At 39.2% G+C, this 20,628-nt stretch carries 13 protein-coding genes and 3 tRNA genes; 4 read left to right on the top strand and 12 right to left on the bottom strand.

The window, feature by feature from the left end; all coding sequences use genetic code 11:
* Window positions 1-175: 175 nt before the first annotated feature.
* The 11 genes from AC0UMU_RS12285 to AC0UMU_RS12235 all read right to left on the bottom strand — a co-directional run bounded on the left by AC0UMU_RS12285 (window position 176) and on the right by AC0UMU_RS12235 (window position 13,609).
* Window positions 176-1,771, bottom strand: a complete 1,596-nt coding sequence (locus AC0UMU_RS12285; RefSeq protein ID WP_278714566.1) for a S41 family peptidase — start codon at window positions 1,769-1,771, stop codon at window positions 176-178.
* Between the two features lie 30 nt (window positions 1,772-1,801).
* On the bottom strand, window positions 1,802-2,278 hold the full coding sequence (gene coaD, locus AC0UMU_RS12280) for a pantetheine-phosphate adenylyltransferase (RefSeq protein ID WP_009318454.1): 477 nt from the start codon (window positions 2,276-2,278) through the stop codon (window positions 1,802-1,804).
* The gene (locus AC0UMU_RS12275) at window positions 2,262-4,121 is read right to left on the bottom strand and encodes a DNA topoisomerase IV subunit B (RefSeq protein ID WP_022600180.1); all 1,860 of its coding nucleotides are present in this window, start codon (window positions 4,119-4,121) and stop codon (window positions 2,262-2,264) included. Before AC0UMU_RS12275 ends, coaD begins: the two co-directional genes overlap by 17 nt.
* Window positions 4,122-4,238: 117 nt before the next feature.
* Window positions 4,239-5,081 (bottom strand): histidinol-phosphatase, encoded by an 843-nt coding sequence (locus AC0UMU_RS12270; RefSeq protein ID WP_473979946.1) that lies wholly within the window; start codon window positions 5,079-5,081, stop codon window positions 4,239-4,241.
* Window positions 5,082-5,114: 33 nt separating this feature from the next.
* The gene (rnr, locus tag AC0UMU_RS12265) at window positions 5,115-7,268 is read right to left on the bottom strand and encodes a ribonuclease R (RefSeq protein ID WP_022390224.1); all 2,154 of its coding nucleotides are present in this window, start codon (window positions 7,266-7,268) and stop codon (window positions 5,115-5,117) included.
* Between the two features lie 188 nt (window positions 7,269-7,456).
* The gene (locus AC0UMU_RS12260; protein WP_022600174.1) at window positions 7,457-9,907 is read right to left on the bottom strand and encodes a TonB-dependent receptor; all 2,451 of its coding nucleotides are present in this window, start codon (window positions 9,905-9,907) and stop codon (window positions 7,457-7,459) included.
* 358 nt (window positions 9,908-10,265) lie between these two features.
* Window positions 10,266-12,221 carry a DNA topoisomerase (ATP-hydrolyzing) subunit B gene (gyrB, locus tag AC0UMU_RS12255; RefSeq protein ID WP_278714569.1) on the bottom strand — a complete coding sequence of 652 codons (1,956 nt, stop codon included), beginning with the start codon at window positions 12,219-12,221 and terminating at the stop codon, window positions 10,266-10,268.
* A gap of 294 nt (window positions 12,222-12,515) precedes the next feature.
* Window positions 12,516-12,587 (bottom strand) — tRNA-Glu (locus AC0UMU_RS12250).
* Between the two features lie 68 nt (window positions 12,588-12,655).
* The gene (gene rpsT, locus AC0UMU_RS12245; RefSeq protein WP_005859369.1) at window positions 12,656-12,910 is read right to left on the bottom strand and encodes a 30S ribosomal protein S20; all 255 of its coding nucleotides are present in this window, start codon (window positions 12,908-12,910) and stop codon (window positions 12,656-12,658) included.
* A gap of 41 nt (window positions 12,911-12,951) precedes the next feature.
* Window positions 12,952-13,023 (bottom strand) — tRNA-Glu (locus tag AC0UMU_RS12240).
* 151 nt (window positions 13,024-13,174) lie between these two features.
* Window positions 13,175-13,609 carry a DUF2721 domain-containing protein gene (locus tag AC0UMU_RS12235; RefSeq protein ID WP_022390220.1) on the bottom strand — a complete coding sequence of 145 codons (435 nt, stop codon included), beginning with the start codon at window positions 13,607-13,609 and terminating at the stop codon, window positions 13,175-13,177.
* An 81-nt stretch (window positions 13,610-13,690) separates the two neighbouring features.
* Here AC0UMU_RS12235 and recO point away from each other — a divergent pair, with 81 nt between their 5' ends.
* Together recO and AC0UMU_RS12225 are read left to right on the top strand one after the other, a co-directional pair.
* On the top strand, window positions 13,691-14,416 hold the full coding sequence (gene recO / locus AC0UMU_RS12230) for a DNA repair protein RecO (protein ID WP_278714570.1): 726 nt from the start codon (window positions 13,691-13,693) through the stop codon (window positions 14,414-14,416).
* A 55-nt stretch (window positions 14,417-14,471) separates the two neighbouring features.
* Window positions 14,472-14,543 (top strand) — tRNA-Arg (locus tag AC0UMU_RS12225).
* Between the two features lie 124 nt (window positions 14,544-14,667).
* Here the strand turns inward: AC0UMU_RS12225 and secDF are convergent.
* On the bottom strand, window positions 14,668-17,661 hold the full coding sequence (gene secDF, locus AC0UMU_RS12220) for a protein translocase subunit SecDF (RefSeq protein WP_278714571.1): 2,994 nt from the start codon (window positions 17,659-17,661) through the stop codon (window positions 14,668-14,670).
* Between the two features lie 201 nt (window positions 17,662-17,862).
* On the opposite strand from secDF, the gene AC0UMU_RS12215 reads away from it, so the two are divergent.
* Together AC0UMU_RS12215 and AC0UMU_RS12210 are read left to right on the top strand one after the other, a co-directional pair.
* Window positions 17,863-19,812: an Ig-like domain-containing protein gene (locus tag AC0UMU_RS12215; RefSeq protein WP_278714572.1), complete on the top strand. Its 1,950-nt coding sequence runs from the start codon at window positions 17,863-17,865 to the stop codon at window positions 19,810-19,812.
* On the top strand, window positions 19,718-20,575 hold the full coding sequence (locus AC0UMU_RS12210; protein ID WP_081705587.1) for a DUF3108 domain-containing protein: 858 nt from the start codon (window positions 19,718-19,720) through the stop codon (window positions 20,573-20,575). The genes AC0UMU_RS12215 and AC0UMU_RS12210 overlap by 95 nt, the downstream gene beginning before the upstream one ends.
* Window positions 20,576-20,628 lie beyond the last annotated feature (53 nt).

Here is a 20,628-nt window from a genome sequence, read left to right as displayed (position 1 = left end):
TATATGAAAAAACACAGAAAAAGAGCAATAATAATGGCATATAAAGTGATTATACCCTATCGACTTTATATGCCATCTTACTTTTTAGGGACATTTACTGAATATCCCAAATCACAATAACCGGTTAATAATTGATAACAAAAACGATTATCGACCTATTTCTTTTCTATTCCGGCTATTTCCCTTTCAGAAGTTGTTCATACGCCTCTTGCATCCCAATAAGTTCAAGGGCTTTTTGATATGAATCATTATACTGGTTCATAATTTTAAAATAAGCAGACATATCGAACAGATCACGAGCGATAAGAGCTTTTAACTGCGCCTTAATCAAAGGTAGAGATTTCTGGAACTCCTCTTCATTATATTTTATCTTTTCTTTCTCAGCAAGCGACTTAAGATCCTGCAACATCTTTTCATCTACTTCGAATGTTGCAATAAATTTATCTATATTCTTATAATTCGCATTCAGCTCTTTTCTATTACGATCGATATAAGAAGTAACTTCTTGGTTTATTAGACCTTTAGCCGCAATATCCCTGTGATAATCCGTATAACGGGCAGTATCGATAGGGATAAAATAATCCGGCATGATCCCCCCGCCGCCATATACGACTCTCTTATTTTTCAATGTATAAAATTTTAAGGAATCCGGGAAATGAATGCTGTCCGCATTTGATAATTCGCCATGATTATAACGGTTAATCAGATCTTCATTATATGCTTTTGCCTCGCCTTTTGTATAAGGTTTCTGAATACTTCGTCCCGACGGAGTATAATAACGGGCTGTCGTAAGACGTATCATAGAACCGTCCGGTAATGGTACGGGACGTTGCACAAGCCCTTTTCCGAATGTCCTGCGACCTACGATTACACCTCTGTCCCAATCTTGGATCGCTCCTGAAACAATTTCAGAAGCAGAAGCAGAACCTTCATCTACAAGCACGACTAATTTCCCGTCAGGAAATAAATGCTTAGAAGATGTTTTCTCCTCCGTACGAGGAGAGCGCCTCCCCTCTGTATAAACAATCAAGGCATTATCATCTGCCAACAATAGATCTGCAATTTTTACAGCCGTATTCAAATATCCCCCTCCGTTCCCCTGCAAATCGAGAATCAGATTCTTCATGCCCGCACGACGCAATTTTAACATCGCCTCTACAAACTCCTGTACACTGGTAGCCGAAAAACGGCTTAAACGAATATATCCCGTATGCTTATCGACCATATAAGAAGCATCGATACTATAAACAGGAATTTTATCCCTTGTTATCCTGAACGGAATAGGATCTGGCACATCTTTACGAAGTACTGTAACATCAACTTTCGTTCCCCGCTTACCTCGTAAACGAGTCATAATATCCTTAGTGCTCATTTTTACACCTGCAACAACGGTGTCATTAATCTCGACAATCCTGTCTCCTGCCAAAATACCGACTTTTTCAGAAGGTCCTCCCGCCACAGTCTGTATGACATATAACGTATCGTTTGTCATGGTAAACTGGATGCCGACACCATCGAAATTACCATCTAAAGATGCACTCATATCCTTTACTTCCTGCGGATCGAGATAAGTAGAATGCGGATCAAGTTGTTCCAGCATAGCTCGTATGGCATCTTCTGTCAATTTATCCTCATTAACATCATCTACGTATAGAGTAGAAATCACATAGGCAGCTAAACTAAGCTTTTTAGAAGCATCCGTTTGCCTTTGAGCCTTTGCGCAAACCGAAAAAATCAGAAATAACGCAATGGCATATATAAATCTTTTCATCCTTAAAAATTTCTTATATTTATTTTTATTTTATCTGCTAAGAACGAGCCCATCCGGCAAGAACTCATCTACCGAACGCCCGTATCTTAATAATTCCCGAACAATTGTAGAACTGATATGAGTATGTTCTGGTTCTGTAAATAAAACCAAAGTTTCCACTCCCGATATTTTCCGATTTACATCTGCAATCGTTTTTTCATACTCAAAGTCATTCACCGAGCGAATTCCCCTCAAAATAAAACCAGCATGACACTGACGAGCAAGATCCACAGTCAAGCAATTATAGGAAAGGACTTTCACTCTGGGATTTGACCGAAACAAATCTTCAAGCATACGAACACGTTCATCAACACTGAAGTATTGACTTTTAGCTTCATTGACACCTATGGCGATCACTATTTCATCAAGCATGTTCAATGCCCGTTCGACTAACGACATGTGTCCGATTGTAAACGGGTCAAAAGTTCCCGGAAATATAGCGATCCGCTTATTAAGAGAGGTCTTCATCTGTAACAAGATTTTGAATTATAAAGTTCTGGCGTTCCATCGTATTTTTCCCCATATAAAACTCCAGTAAATCTTTCACGAGGTCTTCTTTTTTCAAAGAAACCTGATCAAGACGCATATCCGGTCCTATAAAATGACGGAACTCATCCGGAGAAATTTCTCCTAATCCTTTAAATCGGGTTATTTCGGCACTGCTTCCAAGTTTCGATATTGCGTTGATTCGTTCCTCTTCCGTATAACAATAATAAGTCTCTTTCTTATTTCTCACCCGAAAAAGAGGCGTTTGTAAAATATAAACATGACCTTTTTTAATCAAATCCGGGAAAAACTGCAAAAAGAATGTTATCAGCAATAACCGTATATGCATGCCGTCAACATCGGCATCTGTTGCTATTATAATTTTATTATACCGAAGACCGTCCATGCCGTCCTCTACATTCAATGCCGCCTGCAATAAATTGAATTCTTCATTTTCATATACGACTTTACGCGTCAAACCATACGAATTCAACGGCTTCCCACGTAAACTGAATACAGCCTGAGTCTCGACATTCCGGCTTTTAGTTATAGATCCCGTAGCCGAATCTCCCTCTGTAATAAAGATGCTCGACTGATCGACATTGTCTCCTTTCGTATCATTATAATGTACCCGACAATCCCGAAGTTTCTTGTTGTGAAGATTCGATTTTTTGGCACGTTCTCTTGCCAACTTAGTAACTCCGGCTATTGCTTTTCTTTCTTTTTCCGACTCCAATATCTTCTTTAACAAAGCATCTGCCGTTTCTGCATTCTTATGTAAATAATTATCAAGTTCTTTTTTCAAGAAATCACCGATAAACTTACTTACCGAAGGACCTTCAGGGCCTATATCCCGCGAGCCCAGTTTCGTCTTAGTCTGAGATTCAAAAACAGGTTCTTCCACTTTAATACTTACCGCCGCTACGATCCCGTTACGAATATCGGAATAATCGAAATTCTTATTATAAAATTCTTTTATCGTACGGGAAGCCGCTTCACGAAAAGCAGTCAAATGCGTTCCGCCTTGTGTCGTATGCTGACCGTTAACAAAAGAATAATATTCCTCCCCGTACTGATTGATATGCGTAATCACGACTTCTATATCATCACCTTTCAGGTGAATGATCGGATAAAGAGGTTCTGCCGTCATTTTTTCATTCAACAAATCGACAAGACCATTTTTTGAATGGAAGCGACGTCCGTTAAACAAAATTGTCAGACCGGAATTAAGATAAACATAATTCTTCAACAATGACTCGATAAAATCATCTTTGTACTTATATCCCTTGAATATCGTTTCATCAGGGACAAAACGCACTAATGTTCCATTCTCTTCAGAAGTCGGTTCTTCCGGAAAATCGGTTACGACATTACCCTGATTATACAACAAAGATTTACATCTTCCGTCCCGGTAAGAACAAATATAAAATTCTGTGGACAATGCATTTACAGCCTTTATACCTACCCCGTTTAACCCTACGGATTTTTTAAAAGCTTTAGAATCATACTTAGCACCGGTATTCATTTTAGAAGAAACATCCTTTACTTTATCTAAAGGTATCCCGCGGCCATGATCCCGTACAGTCACAGAAACTTCGTCTATATCGATGACGATCTGCTTACCGTACCCCATCATGTATTCATCTATTGCGTTATCAAGCACCTCTTTAAGAAGCACATAAATACCATCGTCGGCGTGAGTTCCATCCCCCAACTTCCCGATATACATACCGGGACGACGACGAATATGCTCCTTCCAATCAAGTGTCCGTATTGTATCCGAACCATATTCCAGTCCGGCGGTGGATATTATATTCTCTTCCATATTACAACTGCTGTTTCTCCAATTAAATTTCGTATTATACAAAGATAATGCGAAATAATGAATTATCCGAAATATCCGAAGCACAAATCGATCCGGTGATTTTCAGAAATTTATATTCTATAAAGAGCCGATCTCAACATTGATCCATTGCCCTCCTGAGAGCTGACGCACATGTGTAAAACCTTCAGAAAGCATCTCTTTTAAAGCATCAAACCGTCCGTCATTAACTAAGGACGGATGATGTGTGTCTGCATTGACAACCACCAGTATATGTAATTTATGAATTAGCCCGAAATGTTCCCGATTCGGGAAAAACAGTCGTTTACTACGCCAAGCTTTCGTATTTATTTCTATCATACACTCTTTTTGAGCGATAAATTCAAAATACTCGTGTATAAGACTTTTATACCAATGTTCCCGGGTAATACCGGGTAAAAAAGACGATGCATTCATAGATACCTTATCAGCATGCCCTACAAAATCGAAACCTCCGGTATCGATCATCTGCATCATAGTATCAAAATATTTTTCTACCAATTTGCGGATATTTCCGTCGAAATAACGAAATACGGTTTCTTTAAACTGCTCTGTAGCCGTATCGATATCGACATACCCTTCTTCGGTCTTCAAAAAATGAACAGAACCTATTCGATAATCCAGCGGCAATTCTTGAAAAAAAGGAGACGACGGATTATATTCTGCCCCCAAATAGTCAATCTCAAGACCGCAATAAATCTCAATACGACCCTCATATTTCTTTTTTATGAAATGTACCTCATCCAGATAAGCAGGAAGATCACCCCGATTCATATTCCAACAAGTATCAAAAGGAATCGGTGAATGAGAAGATACACCATAAGAAGAAAAACCTTGCCGGATAGCTTCTTTTACAAAATCCTCGATCGAAGCCGATCCATCGCAATACAAACTATGAGTATGATAATTAGTGAGATTATCCATAACAAAATACTTAACCACGAATATCGAAAAAACCTATTTCGTTTTAATTAAAGCAAAATCAACCTGTTTTTTCTCCATATCTACTCGGGCAATCTGTATACGGATAGGATCGCCTAAACGATAAACCCTGTGAGACGAACGCCCGGTAACACAATAATTCTTCTCATCGAATTCATAATAATCATCATCCAGATCACGTATAGGAACAAGCCCTTCACATTTATTTTCATTGATTTCGACATAAAGTCCCCATTCCGTTACTCCAGAAATAACCCCATCATATTCTTGCCCTAAACGTTCGCTAAGGAATTCTGCCTGCTTATACTTTATAGACGCCCGTTCGGCATTAGCTGCAACCAACTCCATTTCTGAAGAATGTTTACAAGCAGACTCCAAATTCTTTGCATTCACACTTCTCCCGCCAGCCATATATTTCTCTAATAAACGGTGAACCATCATATCGGGATAACGTCGTATCGGAGATGTAAAATGCGTATAATAATCAAAAGCCAAGCCATAATGCCCGATATTTTTCGTTGAATATGTAGCCTTCGCCATTGTTCGAATAGCCACCGTCTCTATTAGGTTCTCCTCCGGCTTATTTTGAATATTATCCAATAATGAATTTATCGAACGGGAAATCTGTCCTTTTGTTCCTTCGGTACGAAGCGTATAACCGAACCTACGAATAAACGTCGCCATTGTATTCATCTTCTCCGGATCAGGTAAATCATGAACACGATAAACGAAAGCTTTCGCAGTACGGTTTCCGTCTACTTTACCGACAGATTCGGCTACCGTACGATTTGCCAGCAGCATAAACTCTTCCACAAGCTTATTGGCCTCTTTCGAAACTTTAAAATATACACTCAATGGTCGTCCGTTCTCATCTATCTCAAATTTTACTTCATGACGGTCAAAATTGATTGACCCTTCGGAAAAACGTCTTTCTCTTAGTTTTTGCGCCAGATCATTTAATTTAAGAATCTCAGAACTATAATCACCTCTTCCGCTTTCGATGATTTCCTGAGCCTCTTCATAAGTAAAACGGCGATCTGAACGAATAACCGTACGAGTAATATGCGAATGCTGAACTTCCGATTTTTCATTTAATTCAAAAATTGCCGAGAAGCACAATTTGTCCTCATCCGGTCGTAATGAACATATCTGGTTACATAAACGCTCCGGCAACATCGGAATAGTACGGTCTACCAAATAAACCGATGTCGCCCTTTTATAAGCCTCTTTATCTATTACACTCCCCGGAGTTACGTAGTGCGTCACATCGGCGATATGCACACCGACTTCCCAATTTCCATTATCTAACTGACGAATAGAAAGAGCATCGTCAAAATCCTTAGCATCACGCGGGTCTATCGTAAAAGTCGTTATGCCTCTGAAATCCTCCCGGTCTTTTAAATCCTCTTCGGTAAGGATATCGCTAATCTTATCTGCCGCTTTCTCAACATTTTTCGGATATGTATAAGGCAATCCGAATTCTGCCAATATCGCATGCATCTCGGTATCATTATTCCCGGCTTTCCCCAAAACGGCGATCACCTCGCCATAAGGATTCTTAGCACTTTCCGGCCATTCGGTAATTGAGACAAGGGCCTTTTCTCCGGTCTTACCGCCTTTCAATTTATCTAACGGAATAAATATATCATTCCCTAAAGAACGGTTTTCTGTCAAAAGAAATGCATATTGGGATTTCACATCTAACGTCCCGACAAAAGTTTGAGGAACACGTTCTGTAATTTCTACAATTTCAGCTTCCGTATCGCCACCCTTTCTACGTTTACGACAAACAATGTAATTCACCTTATCTCCAGACATCGCCCTCAAAGATTTTTCATCCGATACCAATATAGGATCACCGCCGTCATTCGGAATAACATGATTCTTTCCGTTACTTCTACGCTCAAAAACCCCTTCCCGAATTTTTTGGCTTACATCATACTTATACCGTCCCGGATCTACCTCTGTCAAATAGAGCTCTGCCGCCAATTCTGCAAGGATTTGGGAGATCATTATTTTCTGAGGATCATTTTTAGCATTAACCGCTCGGGATACTTGTTTATAATTATACGGATGACCGGGATTCTCATTAAAAAAATCACAGATCAACTGTCTCATTTTTTCTTTTTTTATCCGGGGGACATCCTTTATTTTTTTTCTTTTCGACATATTCAAACAATTCTAAATACCAACAATAAATACAGAACGATTAACTTCACAGTTAACCAACTACAAAGTAAATAATATTTTTAAGAATACAGAGCATTTGCCCCATCTTAAACTTACCTCAAAAATAAAATAAATGGATGAAAGCTATTCAAACAAAAATCCCAATAAACCGAACAAAAGACTATTCCTTAAAAATCCATCATTTCACCCTCATAATCCATGCCGTTATTATCCGGACGTTTACCCGGCTTAGGTTTATTGTTTCCATTCTTTCCGAACATGTATGTCAATGTCAGATTCACGCTACGTCCGCCCCAACGGGAATGGCTCTCTTGATAGAAATTATCTCCCCACGAAATATTCTTCCGCCCCCGCGAATCCAATAAATCCCTACCGGATAATGCAATAGAGAATTTTCGAGAAAAAAAGCTCTTGCGAATACCGGCATCCAAAGAATAATTCGGACGACGCTCACCTTGTGCAATAAGCTGTTTCGCGTTATAATTTCCCGTAACCTGCGCCGAGAAATTCTTGGGAAGTATCAAATTGGCCATAATACGGGCATTCCACGTAAAATTATTCTCACCATCATAATGCATAGTAGAAGCAACTCCCGAATTATCGACATAAGTATAATCAAAGTCGTTAAGCTGTTGATAATACATATTTACCGTAGTAGTTAAATTCAGATACTTAAATAACCGGTTCTTAGCCACCAATTCCAATCCCGCATTCTGCATCTTGGTCACATTCTCATAAGTAGAATACATAACCGGTTCCTCAAAATAACGCACTTGTTGTATTACATCATTCGTTTTACGATAATAAAGTGAAGCCGATAAAGTATGCGCATCCCAGTTTTTTATATAATTCAATTCTATGGCATGAGCAAATTCCGGATTCAAATTAGGATTCCCATAAGAAATACTGGTAGAGTCGGTAACATTTCTGAATGCGTTTATTTGTCTTCCCCTCGGTCTGTTGACCCGGCTGGTATAATTGACCTGAAGTTCATTTCCTTTCGGTAAACTATAAGACAAAAACAGACTCGGATACAAATGCCAATATTCCCGGGTTCGGTCCGGGGTCTGCGCATTCCACGGCCGGCTCTCGGTTTTATAGCGCATATATTCGCCTCTCAACCCCGCCTGAAAACTGAAATTATCGATTTTACCCGAAAATGTACCATAAAGAGCTTGTATATTTTCTTTATAGGTAAAATCATTATTTAAGGCTTCCTGCGGTTTTAGATTTTCCATATCCGGACCTTCTAATGTATAAACATCGTCTCCTCTGGAATTGATATTCCCCTTATAACCGGCCTCAATCTTAAAACGATCCGATATTTGGTTACTATAATCAGCCTGAAATTCCCACCGTTGGTGCGAATTATTTTCATCCTGTTTTTGGGCAGATTTTAGCCACACGTCTTTTACTAAACTGTTTTGTGTAAAATCGTTTGTCTCATTCCAATTCATCTGGAAATAATTAGCATATAATCTCAAATCATGATTCTTACCGAACAAATGTGTATAATCCAATGTCACTCCCCAATCGTTATGAGTTCCGTCTTCATCCGACCACCGCTCCCGGGTCAATGCACCCAAACCGTCTCTCGACGTAAGGGTCGTACGACTATCTCCACCACCGAACATGCCCATAAAGGACAACCCTATATCATCCTTTCGAGTAACATGATATGTTGCTCCTCCTCGCAGAAAAACCCCGATACGATCCATATCTCCTTTATTTTTCTGGTTAAGAATCGTCGTATCGTTTCCTTGCCATGATTCTCGATAAGTATCGCTGCTGTTGTTAAATTGCATATACCGGATACCGATATTGGCATATGCATCGACCTTTGAAGAATTATAATTTATATTTCCCGATCCATTTACTCCTCCAAAAGTATTTGCACCGACCGATACACTCCCGTAATAACCGGCTTTTCGGTCCTTTTTCAAGACCAGATTTATAATCCCTGCAGACCCTTCCGGACTATATTTAGAAGACGGATTAGTAATAACTTCTATACTTTCTATACTTCCGGCTGGCATCTGTTCCAATATTTGAGCCCGGTTGTCGGCCGTTAATCCCGAAGGTTTGCCATTGATCCAAACTTCTACATTCGAATTATTCCGAAGAGAAATATTTCCTTCGTTATCGACATCGACAGAAGGTATATTCTGCAACGCTTCAGAAGCAGAACCTCCTGCAGCAGAGATATTCTGATCTACGTCAAAAACCTTTTTATCTACCTCAAAGCGCATCTGAGATTTCTGTCCGATCACTTCCACTGCTTTTAAGGATTTAGCATCAGTCGACAATTGTAAAGTTTTCAAATCTACAATCGGAGTTTTCGAAGTCACAAATACAGGAAATTCCAAAGTTTTATACCCGACAAAACTAATCCGGAGAGTATAAGATCCATTCTTGACATTCGGTATCGAAAATGCACCCTTTTCATCGGTTGTCACCGTTTTCATAGGTGTCTTAGAAGACTTATTAAATAACGATACGGTAGCAAAATCAATAATCTGCTTCGTTTCATTATCGATAAGACGGCCTTTTATCGTAGCGGCTGAAAGAGTTGCAATCGTCACCCAGACGAAAACAACTGATAATAAATATTTTTTCATTGAGGATGTTTCTATTTTTTTATTTACGCTTTATAAGACTATCTCTTACAAAAATAGTTTAATCGAGACGTTCCTTGTTTTCTATATTCTTAACAAATTATATCATCTCTATTCTTAGTTCCTGTTTAAATTTCCTAATAAAATACTATCAGGTCATTTTTACGTTTTCTTTCGGTCTCTTTTCTCGTTCTCACTCGTCAGATAGCCCGCCATCTTCCTCGTAAAACAACAAAAACATCTTCGAAAGAAACTTTCAAAACTGACTCGAATAAAATTTAAACGGGCTCTTACAAAAAACAGTCTGCATAAGATCAGAACTCATGCAGACCGTCAATATGTTATTTACTACTTGCAATAATTAAGCATCGATATTCGCATAAGTGGCATGCGCTTCGATAAATTCACGACGAGGACCGACTTCCTCTCCCATCAACATTGAAAATACCCGATCTGCTTCTGCCGCATTATCGATTGTTACTTGACGTAATGTACGATGTGCCGGATCCATAGTCGTCTCCCATAGTTGATGAGAATTCATCTCTCCCAAACCTTTATAGCGTTGCGTATAAATTTGGTTAACATCCCCATTCGCATATTTCAGGGCAAACTGCGTACGTTGTTGCTCTGTCCAGCAATATTCTTCTATTTTGCCCTTTCTACATAAATACAGCGGCGGAGTCGCAATATAGAGATAACCGTTCTCTATCAAAGGACGCATATGACGGAAAAAGAAAGTCATGATCAATGTCGCAATATGGCTACCGTCCACATCGGCATCGGTCATAATAATGATCTTATGATAACGCAATTTTGAAATATTAGCTTCCTTCGTATCGTCTTCCGTACCGATAGTAACTCCTAAAGCTGTATATATATTACGGATTTCCTGACTTTCGAGCACTTTATGATGCATCGCTTTTTCAACATTCAATATCTTACCGCGCAAAGGCAATATTGCCTGAAAGGCACGATCCCGCCCCTGTTTTGCCGTTCCTCCTGCAGAATCTCCTTCGACAAGGAATATCTCACAAACTTCAGGATTACGCTGAGAACAATCTGCCAATTTACCGGGAAGACCTCCACCCGAAAGAGGAGATTTACGTTGCACCATTTCCCGGGCATGACGTGCGGCATGACGTGCAGTCGCCGCCAATATGACCTTCTCTACTATTGCTTTAGCCTGTCTCGGATTCTCTTCCAAGAAATTCCGGAGAGCTTCGCTGACAGCGACATCGACAGCTCCGATAACCTCGTTATTCCCTAATTTTGTCTTGGTTTGTCCTTCAAATTGAGGTTCCATGACTTTCACGGAAATAACTGCCGTAAGACCTTCTCGGAAGTCATCACTACTGATCTCCACTTTTACCTTCTCGAGCATTTTAGAATCTTCAGCATATTTTTTCAGCGTACGGGTCAGCCCCCTACGAAAGCCGGCAACGTGTGTCCCGCCTTCGATTGTATTGATATTATTTACGTATGAGAACAAGTTCTCATTATAAGACGTATTGTAAGTCATTGCAACCTCTACCGGAACACCTTGGCGCTCAGTAGAAATATGAATAATATCTTCAAAAAGATGCTCCTTCGTGCTATCTATATAACGGACAAATTCTTTCAGCCCCTCTACCGAGAAAAATTCTTCTCGACGGAACTCTCCGTTTTCAAGTACTTCACGTTTATCGGTAAGAGACAAATAAATTCCGGCATTAAGGTATCCCAAATCACGCAGACGAGAAGCCAAAATATCAAATTTATAAACTACATCCGTAAATATATCCGCATCCGGCCTGAAAGTTATTATCGTTCCGGTCTCTTCGGTAGTCCCGATAACCTCCACATCATGCAAAGGTTTTCCGCACGAAAACTCTTGCATATATATTTTTCCGTTACGCTTTACCTCCGCACGCAAATAAGTCGACAGAGCATTTACACACGATACGCCGACCCCATGTAAACCTCCGGAAACCTTATAAGAGCCTTTATCGAACTTACCTCCTGCGTGCAATACGGTCAACACGACTTCCAATGCAGATTTATGTTCTTTTTCATGCATATCTACCGGAATACCACGACCGTTATCTATCACGGTAATAGAATTATCTTCATTGATAATAACATCGATATGATTGGCATACCCGGCAAGCGCTTCGTCAATAGAGTTATCTACTACCTCATACACCAAATGATGCAACCCTTTTATCCCAATATCTCCAATATACATAGCAGGGCGTTTCCTTACGGCTTCAAGACCTTCCAGCACTTGAATACTATCCGCAGAATACGCAGCGCTATCAACATTTAATTCTTCTGACATATTGATTTTTATATGTTTATTTATACTCGTTTTTGTTTTTCGACATCTTTTTCAGACAAAATTCGAAAGCAAACAAAGTTACTAAAAATACCTGACAGAAGAAAATTTGCTATTGTTTTTTTATATAAAGACAAATATCTATCAAAGAGAAGCTTGAGAAACAATCCTATTTCTTATAAATTCGAGCAAATTCACACAAAACAATCCTATAATCATAATCTCCTTAAGAACAGATTGCCATCACCGCCATACAACAAAAAAACCGAATACAATATGTATTCGGTAAACTTTCGGTAGCCCATAGGGGAATCGAACCCCTCTTTCAAGAATGAAAATCTTGCGTCCTAGCCGATAGACGAATGGGCCATCAGGTTTAAAAAAGCCGGGCTTATTGAGAGTCCGGCTTTATACTTGTAAAAGTAATTACCTTCTGCTTATGCTAGCGCATTAACGTGCTTAGCCAACTTAGATTTCAGATTACCGGCCTTGTTCTTGTGGATAACGTTCTTTTTTGCAAGCTTATCCAACATAGAGCATACCTTAGGGAATAAAGCTTGTGCCTCATTCTTGTCTTCAGTAGCGCGCAAAACTTTCATAGCGTTTCTAGCTGTCTTTGCGTAATATCTGTTACGCAAACGTCTTGCGTTTGTCTGTCTGATTCTCTTGATTGATGACTTATGATTTGCCATTTCTAGATCTTCTCTTTATTGTTTTTTAATCCTGTTTATTGTAGCCCATAGGGGAATCGAACCCCTCTTTCAAGAATGAAAATCTTGCGTCCTAGCCGATAGACGAATGGGCCATTATCTAAAAACCTTTCGCTTAAACAAATAAGGTTTTCTCAAATGCGAGTGCAAATATAGAGCTGTTTTTTGAATTGACAAAATATTTGACAAAAAATATCGCTCAAAATGTCACTTTTAGCCTTTTTAAGTAACCGTTTCGACACCTTTTTATGAATATAGAGGATCATCAGAAGATGTTTTCTTAGCTTTTTGACGTTCCATCTCACTTAAATGCAGATCAAGAGCACGGACCGAAATAACAATCTCTCCGATAGAAATTCCCAATGAACAGATCAAACATAACAATGATATAGCGAAAACTCCCACAGCAGAAGTCTGAAATCCGATATAAATCAGAAACATACACAAAACACTTAATAAAAGGCTTACAATTCCCAAAATCTGCATTGTACGGATTAAAGACAAACGTTTACGTAAATTATCTATTTGAGCAGCCGTAATCCGTGTAGGATGCAAATCATAATCTCCTTTTAAAGTACGAACAACCTGAGCATATGAAAGAAAACGGTTTGTATAAGCCAGCATAATCAACGAAACTGCTGAAAACAACAATGAAGGAGTAGTCAAAGTAAGTTCTTCCATAATATTTTTACAATCATTATCAATGTTTTTATGCAAGAATACGCTATTTTTGTGTAAATACAAAATTCCGGAACTGAAAATATGCTGGAAAAAACATTAGGTATCGTATTACACACAGTTGCATACAACGATAAAAATCACATCGCACATCTCTATACAGAGAAATACGGAAGAATGTCGTATGCCATTCCCCAAACACAAGGACGAAAAAGCAAGTCGCAAAGACCGCTATTCACACCTTTCTCAATATTAGACATAGAGTCTGACTATAAACCCGGACGCGATATACAAAAGATCAAAGAAGTAAGACCTGCAGAGATTCTACAACAAATTCATTATGATCCGGTTAAAAACTCTATCGCATTATTTTTATCCGAATTTTTATCCCGTACAATTCGAGAACCTGAAGCAAATCCCGTTTTTTTTGAATTTCTACATCAATCAATCAAATTTCTTGATATCATTGAAGACGGGAAAGCGAATTTTCATCTTTGTTTTTTAATTAGAATATCCGGATTTTTAGGATTTTATCCGAATATTGAAAATTATCGCCCCGGAGATTATTTTGACCTCCTAAACGGGATCTCCACTTCTGCACATCCGGGACATGCCTATATCCTCTCTCCCGATGAAACATCCGGTTTTACGACTCTCATGAGAATGAATTACCACAATCTGCACCTATTCCGTTTTTCCAGACAAGAAAGAATACAAATACTCGAACATATTATCGAATATTTTAAATTACATCATGCCGGATTCACACAACTCAAATCTCTTGACGTACTCAAAACATTATTCGACTAATTACACTACACATTTGGCAAAAAGCAGAAATAATTATACTTTTGTAGCCGCTAATGCCTTTGTAGTTCAATGGATAGAACAAAAGTTTCCTAAACTTTAGATCCGGGTTCGATTCCCGGCGGAGGTACAAAATCGGATACAGCTTTCATTTTTAGAAAGTTATATCTGATTTTTTTTAGAAAATATCAAAAAACAGACAGGGATTCTGAAAATTCAGAATCCCTGTCTGTTTTTATCTAAACTCAAAGTCCTTATTTCGCAGCTTCTGCAAGTTGAGCTTTTTTCTGTTTTCTTCCCATAATCTCGTATGCCACCGGAACAGCAACAAACAGAGTCGAGAAAGTACCGACTATAACCCCCAATAACATAGCGAATGTAAAGCTCCGAATCGTATCGCCACCCAAGATAAATATACAAAGCAGCACGATTGCCGTACTTAACGATGTACTGATAGTACGAGCTAAAGTACTGTTTAACGCTTCGTTAACCACAAGATATCTATCCCGTTTCGGATAAAGACCGATCACCTCTCTCACACGGTCAAATACTACCACTTTATCATTTACCGAATATCCGATCACTGTCAAGATAGCAGCAATAAATGACTGGTCTATCTCCATAGAGAACGGCAACAAACCGTAGAATAACGAATAGAATGAGATAATAATTACGGTATCGAATGCCAAAGAAACCAACGTTCCGGCACTGAAAGAAATATCTCGGAATCGAAGCAATATGTAAAGTGCAATAGCGATCAATGAAAGTATCACAGCCCATATAGCACCGATCGTTATATCTTCTGCAATACTCGGGCCTACTTTCTGAATACTCATTATATTATCCGATTTAAACTGATCCAGAGTCTTACCTCCCAACATGCTCTTCAATCCGTCATATAACTTCATTTCTATTTCTTTATCGATTGCATCGTCATTCTCTGCAATACGATAGTTGGTAGAAACACGAACTTGATTTTCGCCACCGATAGTAATTACCGACAAAGAACTGCCTTCAAAATACGGTTTCAACAAATTAGCGATTTCTTGAGTATTTACAGGTTCTTGGAAACGTACCACATAGTTACGGCCTCCGGAGAAATCAATACCCTTGCTAAGACCTTTTATACCAAAAGAGATAACTCCGATAACAACCAATACGGCACATACGATATAACCGGTTTTCCGAGCTCCGAGGAAATTAATTTTCGGATGTGTCAACCAATTCTTTGTAAGAGATGTCGTAAAAGTAAGGTGTTTGAACCAATTCTTTTCCAATCCGCGTTCATAGATCAAACGAGTCAGGAACACAGCGGTAAAGAATGACATGGCAATACCGATCATCAAAGTCGTGGCAAAACCTTTAATAGGTCCTGTCCCGAAGAAGAACAGAATCAAACCGGTAATCAAAGAGGTCAAGTTTGAGTCGAAAATTGCGGAAAACGCATTCTTATAACCGTCGGTAATCGCATTTTTAAGGTTCTTACCCAAACGAAGTTCCTCTTTTGCACGCTCATAAATCAGCACATTGGCATCTACCGCAATACCCAAAGACAACACCAAACCGGCGATACCCGAAAGCGTAAGCACGGCTTGGAAAGAAGCAAGAATACCCATAGTAAAGAACATATTGAGTACCAAACCGAGATTAGCAACCAATCCGGGAGTCACACCATACATGCTGATCATATAGACCATCAGCAGAACCAAGGCGAAAATGAACGATATAATACCGCTCTGAATTGCCTCTTGACCCAATGACGGACCGATAATGTCTTCTTGCACGATCTTTACACTCGCCGCCATTTTTCCAGATTTCAACACATTCGCAAGGTCTTTTGCCTCTTCCGGAGTAAAGTTCCCCGAAATTTGAGAATTTCCTCCTGAAATTTCAGTATTCACTACCGGGAATGAATATACTTGATCATCCAAAACAATCGCTACACAACGCCCGATATTTTCGCGGGTCAACTGTTCCCATATTTTAGAACCTTCTGCATTCATAGACATACTTACTACTGCAGAATTTGTCATCCGGTCAAAATCTTCGCGAGCATCGGTAATCACATCACCTTCCAGAGGAGGACGACCTCCGTTTGTCGCTTTCAACGCAACTAACTGAAAGTATTGTTCTTTCTCGTCAATAGGCTTCACTGTCCACTTAAATACGATATTAGCAGGCAAAAGTTCACGAACCTGACGCATTGCCAAATATTTATTTACGGCAGCCGTGTCATTTATGTGGGCAATACCTACAGCCGGACCATTTCCGATAGCCCCTTCTTGAGAGACGTTGGGATTAAGACGAGCAAACAACGGGTTTTGCTTTTTCCACGCATTGATATTTTGTTGCTCATCGCTCTTGTTCATATCTTTTATCTTCTGAGTCAGACTATCCTTCAATGAAGTCGTTGCCGTTACGGCAGTAGAATCCTGCGACTCGACAACAGTAGAATCCGTCTTAGAAGAAGTATCTTCCGACTGATTTTCCAAACGGGCAAGCAACTCATTCGCACTTGCCAATTTATTGAAAAACTCATTCAGATTATAAGTTTCCCAAAATTCGAGGTTAGCGCTTCCTTGAAGAAGTTTACGGACACGTTCCGGTTCTTTCACACCCGGAAGCTCTACCAAAATACGGCCGTCCTTTTCAAGACGCTGAATATTAGGAGCAACAACCCCGAAACGGTCAATACGTGTACGAAGCACATTGAACGAGTTATCTATCGCACTGTTCAACTCTTCCCGTAAAACAGCTACAACTTCATCATTCGTCGCATTGGGCGTAATCTTATCTTTCAATTGATAAGTACTGAAAATAGCAGCCAATCGGATATTAGGATCTAGCTTTTTGTATTCATTTACAAAAGCAGATAAGAAATCTTTATTATCTGCCTGGTTGGCAGTAGCGTTTGCCAGCGCTTTGTTAAAATTAACATCCGTGTTGTTATTTGACAATGACCTCAACACATCAGCCACAGAGATTTGCAACGTTACGTTCATACCTCCTTTTAGGTCTAACCCCAGACCGATCTCCATCTCACGGCACTGCTTAAAAGTATAATACCCTAAATATACCTTTTCAGTCGCAATAGAATCGATATATTGCTTATACTTCATTGCATCTCCGTTAGCATACTCTTCGGCCTTTTTCGTATAATGCCGTGTTACAAATGAAAAAGATATGTAAAAGAGACATACCAACGTGAGTAATACCGCAAAAACTCTTATAAAACCTTTGTTTTGCATGTGATAATTACTTTATGATTTTTAGATTAATTGATTTTTCCTGTTTTTAATAAGGTGCAAATATATGTTTTTTTTCTATTCCGATAACAAAATGTTTGATTAATTTGCGCTCGACACCGTTAATATCTGTCATATCGAAGAAAAAACAATCGAAGAATCATTCTTTTTTGTATCTTTACCCCTTTAAAACAAGCGATACAGATGATGCCGGACAGAACGAAATGGCTACTATATGCAAGAAATTTTATATTGACCGCTTTTGCCGCGGCATTTATACTCTCATGTGCCAACATTGCACGACCTACCGGAGGTCCGATAGACACAACCCCTCCCGTTTTTGTCAAAAGCAACCCGAAACCCAATCAACTCAATTTCAATAAAAACAAAATAGAAATCGAATTTGACGAAATAATACAAGTGGACAAACCGACCGAAAAAGTCATTGTCTCTCCAGCGCAAAAAAACATGCCGCAAATACAGACATCAGGGCGCAAAGTTATCGTAGAGTTACAAGATTCGCTGATACCGAACACCACCTATACAATCGATTTCTCAGATGCTATATCGGACAATAATGAAAGAAATCCGCTATATAACTTCAGTTTTTCTTTTGCAACAGGGAACTCGATAGACACGCTGCAAATAGGAGGTGTATTATTGAATGCCGAGAATTTAGAACCGGTAACAGGAATGCTTGTCGGCTTACATTCAAACTTGAACGATTCCGCATTTACCAAAACCCCGATGCAAAGGATTGCCAAATCCGATGCATACGGACGATTCTCCATAAAAAACATCGGAGCGGGGACATATCGCATATACGGACTGAACGACGCAAACCGGGATTACAAATTCGATAATCCATCCGAAGATATTGCGTTCATGGATAGTACCGTAACACCAACGGTAGAGATGGTAATGCATGCAGATACGATATGGGCAGACAGTATGACAATCGACACGATAAAAATGGTAACTCTCCCCCACTTCTATCCTAATAATATTATTCTAAAAGTCTTTAACGAACAATTCAAATCACGCTATTTAGAGAAGTTCGAACGAACAAACAGGAACAGATTTTCTCTCATTTTTTCAGCACCCGACGACTCGCTTCCGGTATTGACTCCTCTGAATTTTCAACAAGAAGATTGGGCTATTGTCGAGAAAAACCAAACAAATGACACACTTCTATACTGGATTAAAGATTCGCTCATTTATAACATGGACACTTTACTACTCACGGCAGATTATAAAAGGACCGATTCTTTACGACAACTCACCCCGTTTAAAGACACCTTAAACTTAGTATTTCGAGAAAGAAAAAAACCTGTTCGAAAAAGCAAAAAAGATAAAAAAGATGAAGATCAAGCACCGGAAATCGAGTTTATGAAAATATCCCCGCAATTTTCCTCTATCGTAAACATATATGATAAGCTTAACTTTGCATTCGACCAACCGGTCGACTCCATAAAAGAAGAAAGTCTCAAATTAGAGATAAAAGTCGATACGGTCTGGACTCCCGTAAACGACTATACATTTTTCCAAGATAGTTTGAAGCACAGAATATTTTCACTAAAAACCAAATGGAAACCAGGAGGCGAATACAGGGTATCACTTGACTCTCTTGCATCTGTCAGTATCTACGGAAATCCGAGTAACAGACTTTCCCAATCATTCAAAGTAAAAACGGTCGAAGAATATTCCAACTTTTATATAGAAACTTTGGGAATAAAAGATTCGGCATTCGTCGAACTGTTAAACTCAAGCGACCAGCCGGTACGCAAATCACCGGTCAAAGACGGAGGTGCAGAATTTATATATGTAGATCCGGGAACATATTATATCCGTTTAGTAAAGGACCGAAACGGGAACGGGAAATTCGACACCGGCAACTTCGCAGAAAAACGGCAGCCCGAAGAAGTTTTCTACTATCCTACATCTATCGATTTAAAAGCCAATTGGGATGTAGAACAGACATGGGATGTCTACGCTCTACCACTGGATAAACAAAAACCGCTGGATATAACCAAAAATAAACCCAAAGACGAAAAAAAGGATGATTCTCAAAACGATAATAAAGAAGAAGGACCTGTATATTCCAACCGACCCTCAGGAGCAATCACTCCTCGAAGTCAAGGCTCTTACCGTTAGCCTGTTAATAATACTTCTTGCATTTTGTATTCCGAAAGGGTCGGCTCAATGCCCTGTCAAATGGGACTTCAAAAAAGAATCTCTTCCGTATGATGTCATATATCAATGGGGATTTATCTGGAAACGTGCAGCAGTAGCCAGTCTGGATATAAATGTTACCCGCTCCCAAGACGGAACGGAATACTATAAATCATTACTAACTGCTCGCACTTTGGCTTTTGCCGACCGCATTTTCAGAGTCCGAGACACACTTGTTTCCATTATGTATAAAGACGGGCTCATACCTCACTATTACGCTAAAATTTCAGATGAAGACCGAACTTACCGCAAAGACGTGACACGATACAGTTATTCTAACGGTATCTGTACCGGAAACATCACTCTATACAGACCCAAACGAAACGCAATAGAAGATTATCTCATTACATCAAGCAATTGCTCTTATGACATGCTCAGTGTATTTTATTACCTGCGCACAATAGATTTTTCAACAAAAAATATAGGAGACCGCATAAACGTAGATATTTTCACCGGGAATCATATAGAACATCTTTCTGCCGAATATTTAGGTAGGACAGTACTGGACTTACGGAAAACACCTTTCGGAGCATACAAGATCAAATTACATTTTTTCGATGATAAAGAAGAAAAAGTAAGTGATAATATTACAGCATGGATCAGCGATGACTCACGGAGAATTCCTCTTCAAGTAGAGGGAAAACTCGCAATCGGCTCTCTAAAAGCGATATATAGAGGTAAATAAGAAGGTGTCTAAAAAGGATGCCTTCTTTTTTTTGTCATGCCGCCCTTTTATTA

This window comes from Coprobacter fastidiosus, assembly GCF_982245605.1.
The sequence above is the reverse complement of the archived record's forward strand: the minus strand, read 5'-3'. Positions and strand labels throughout refer to the sequence as shown.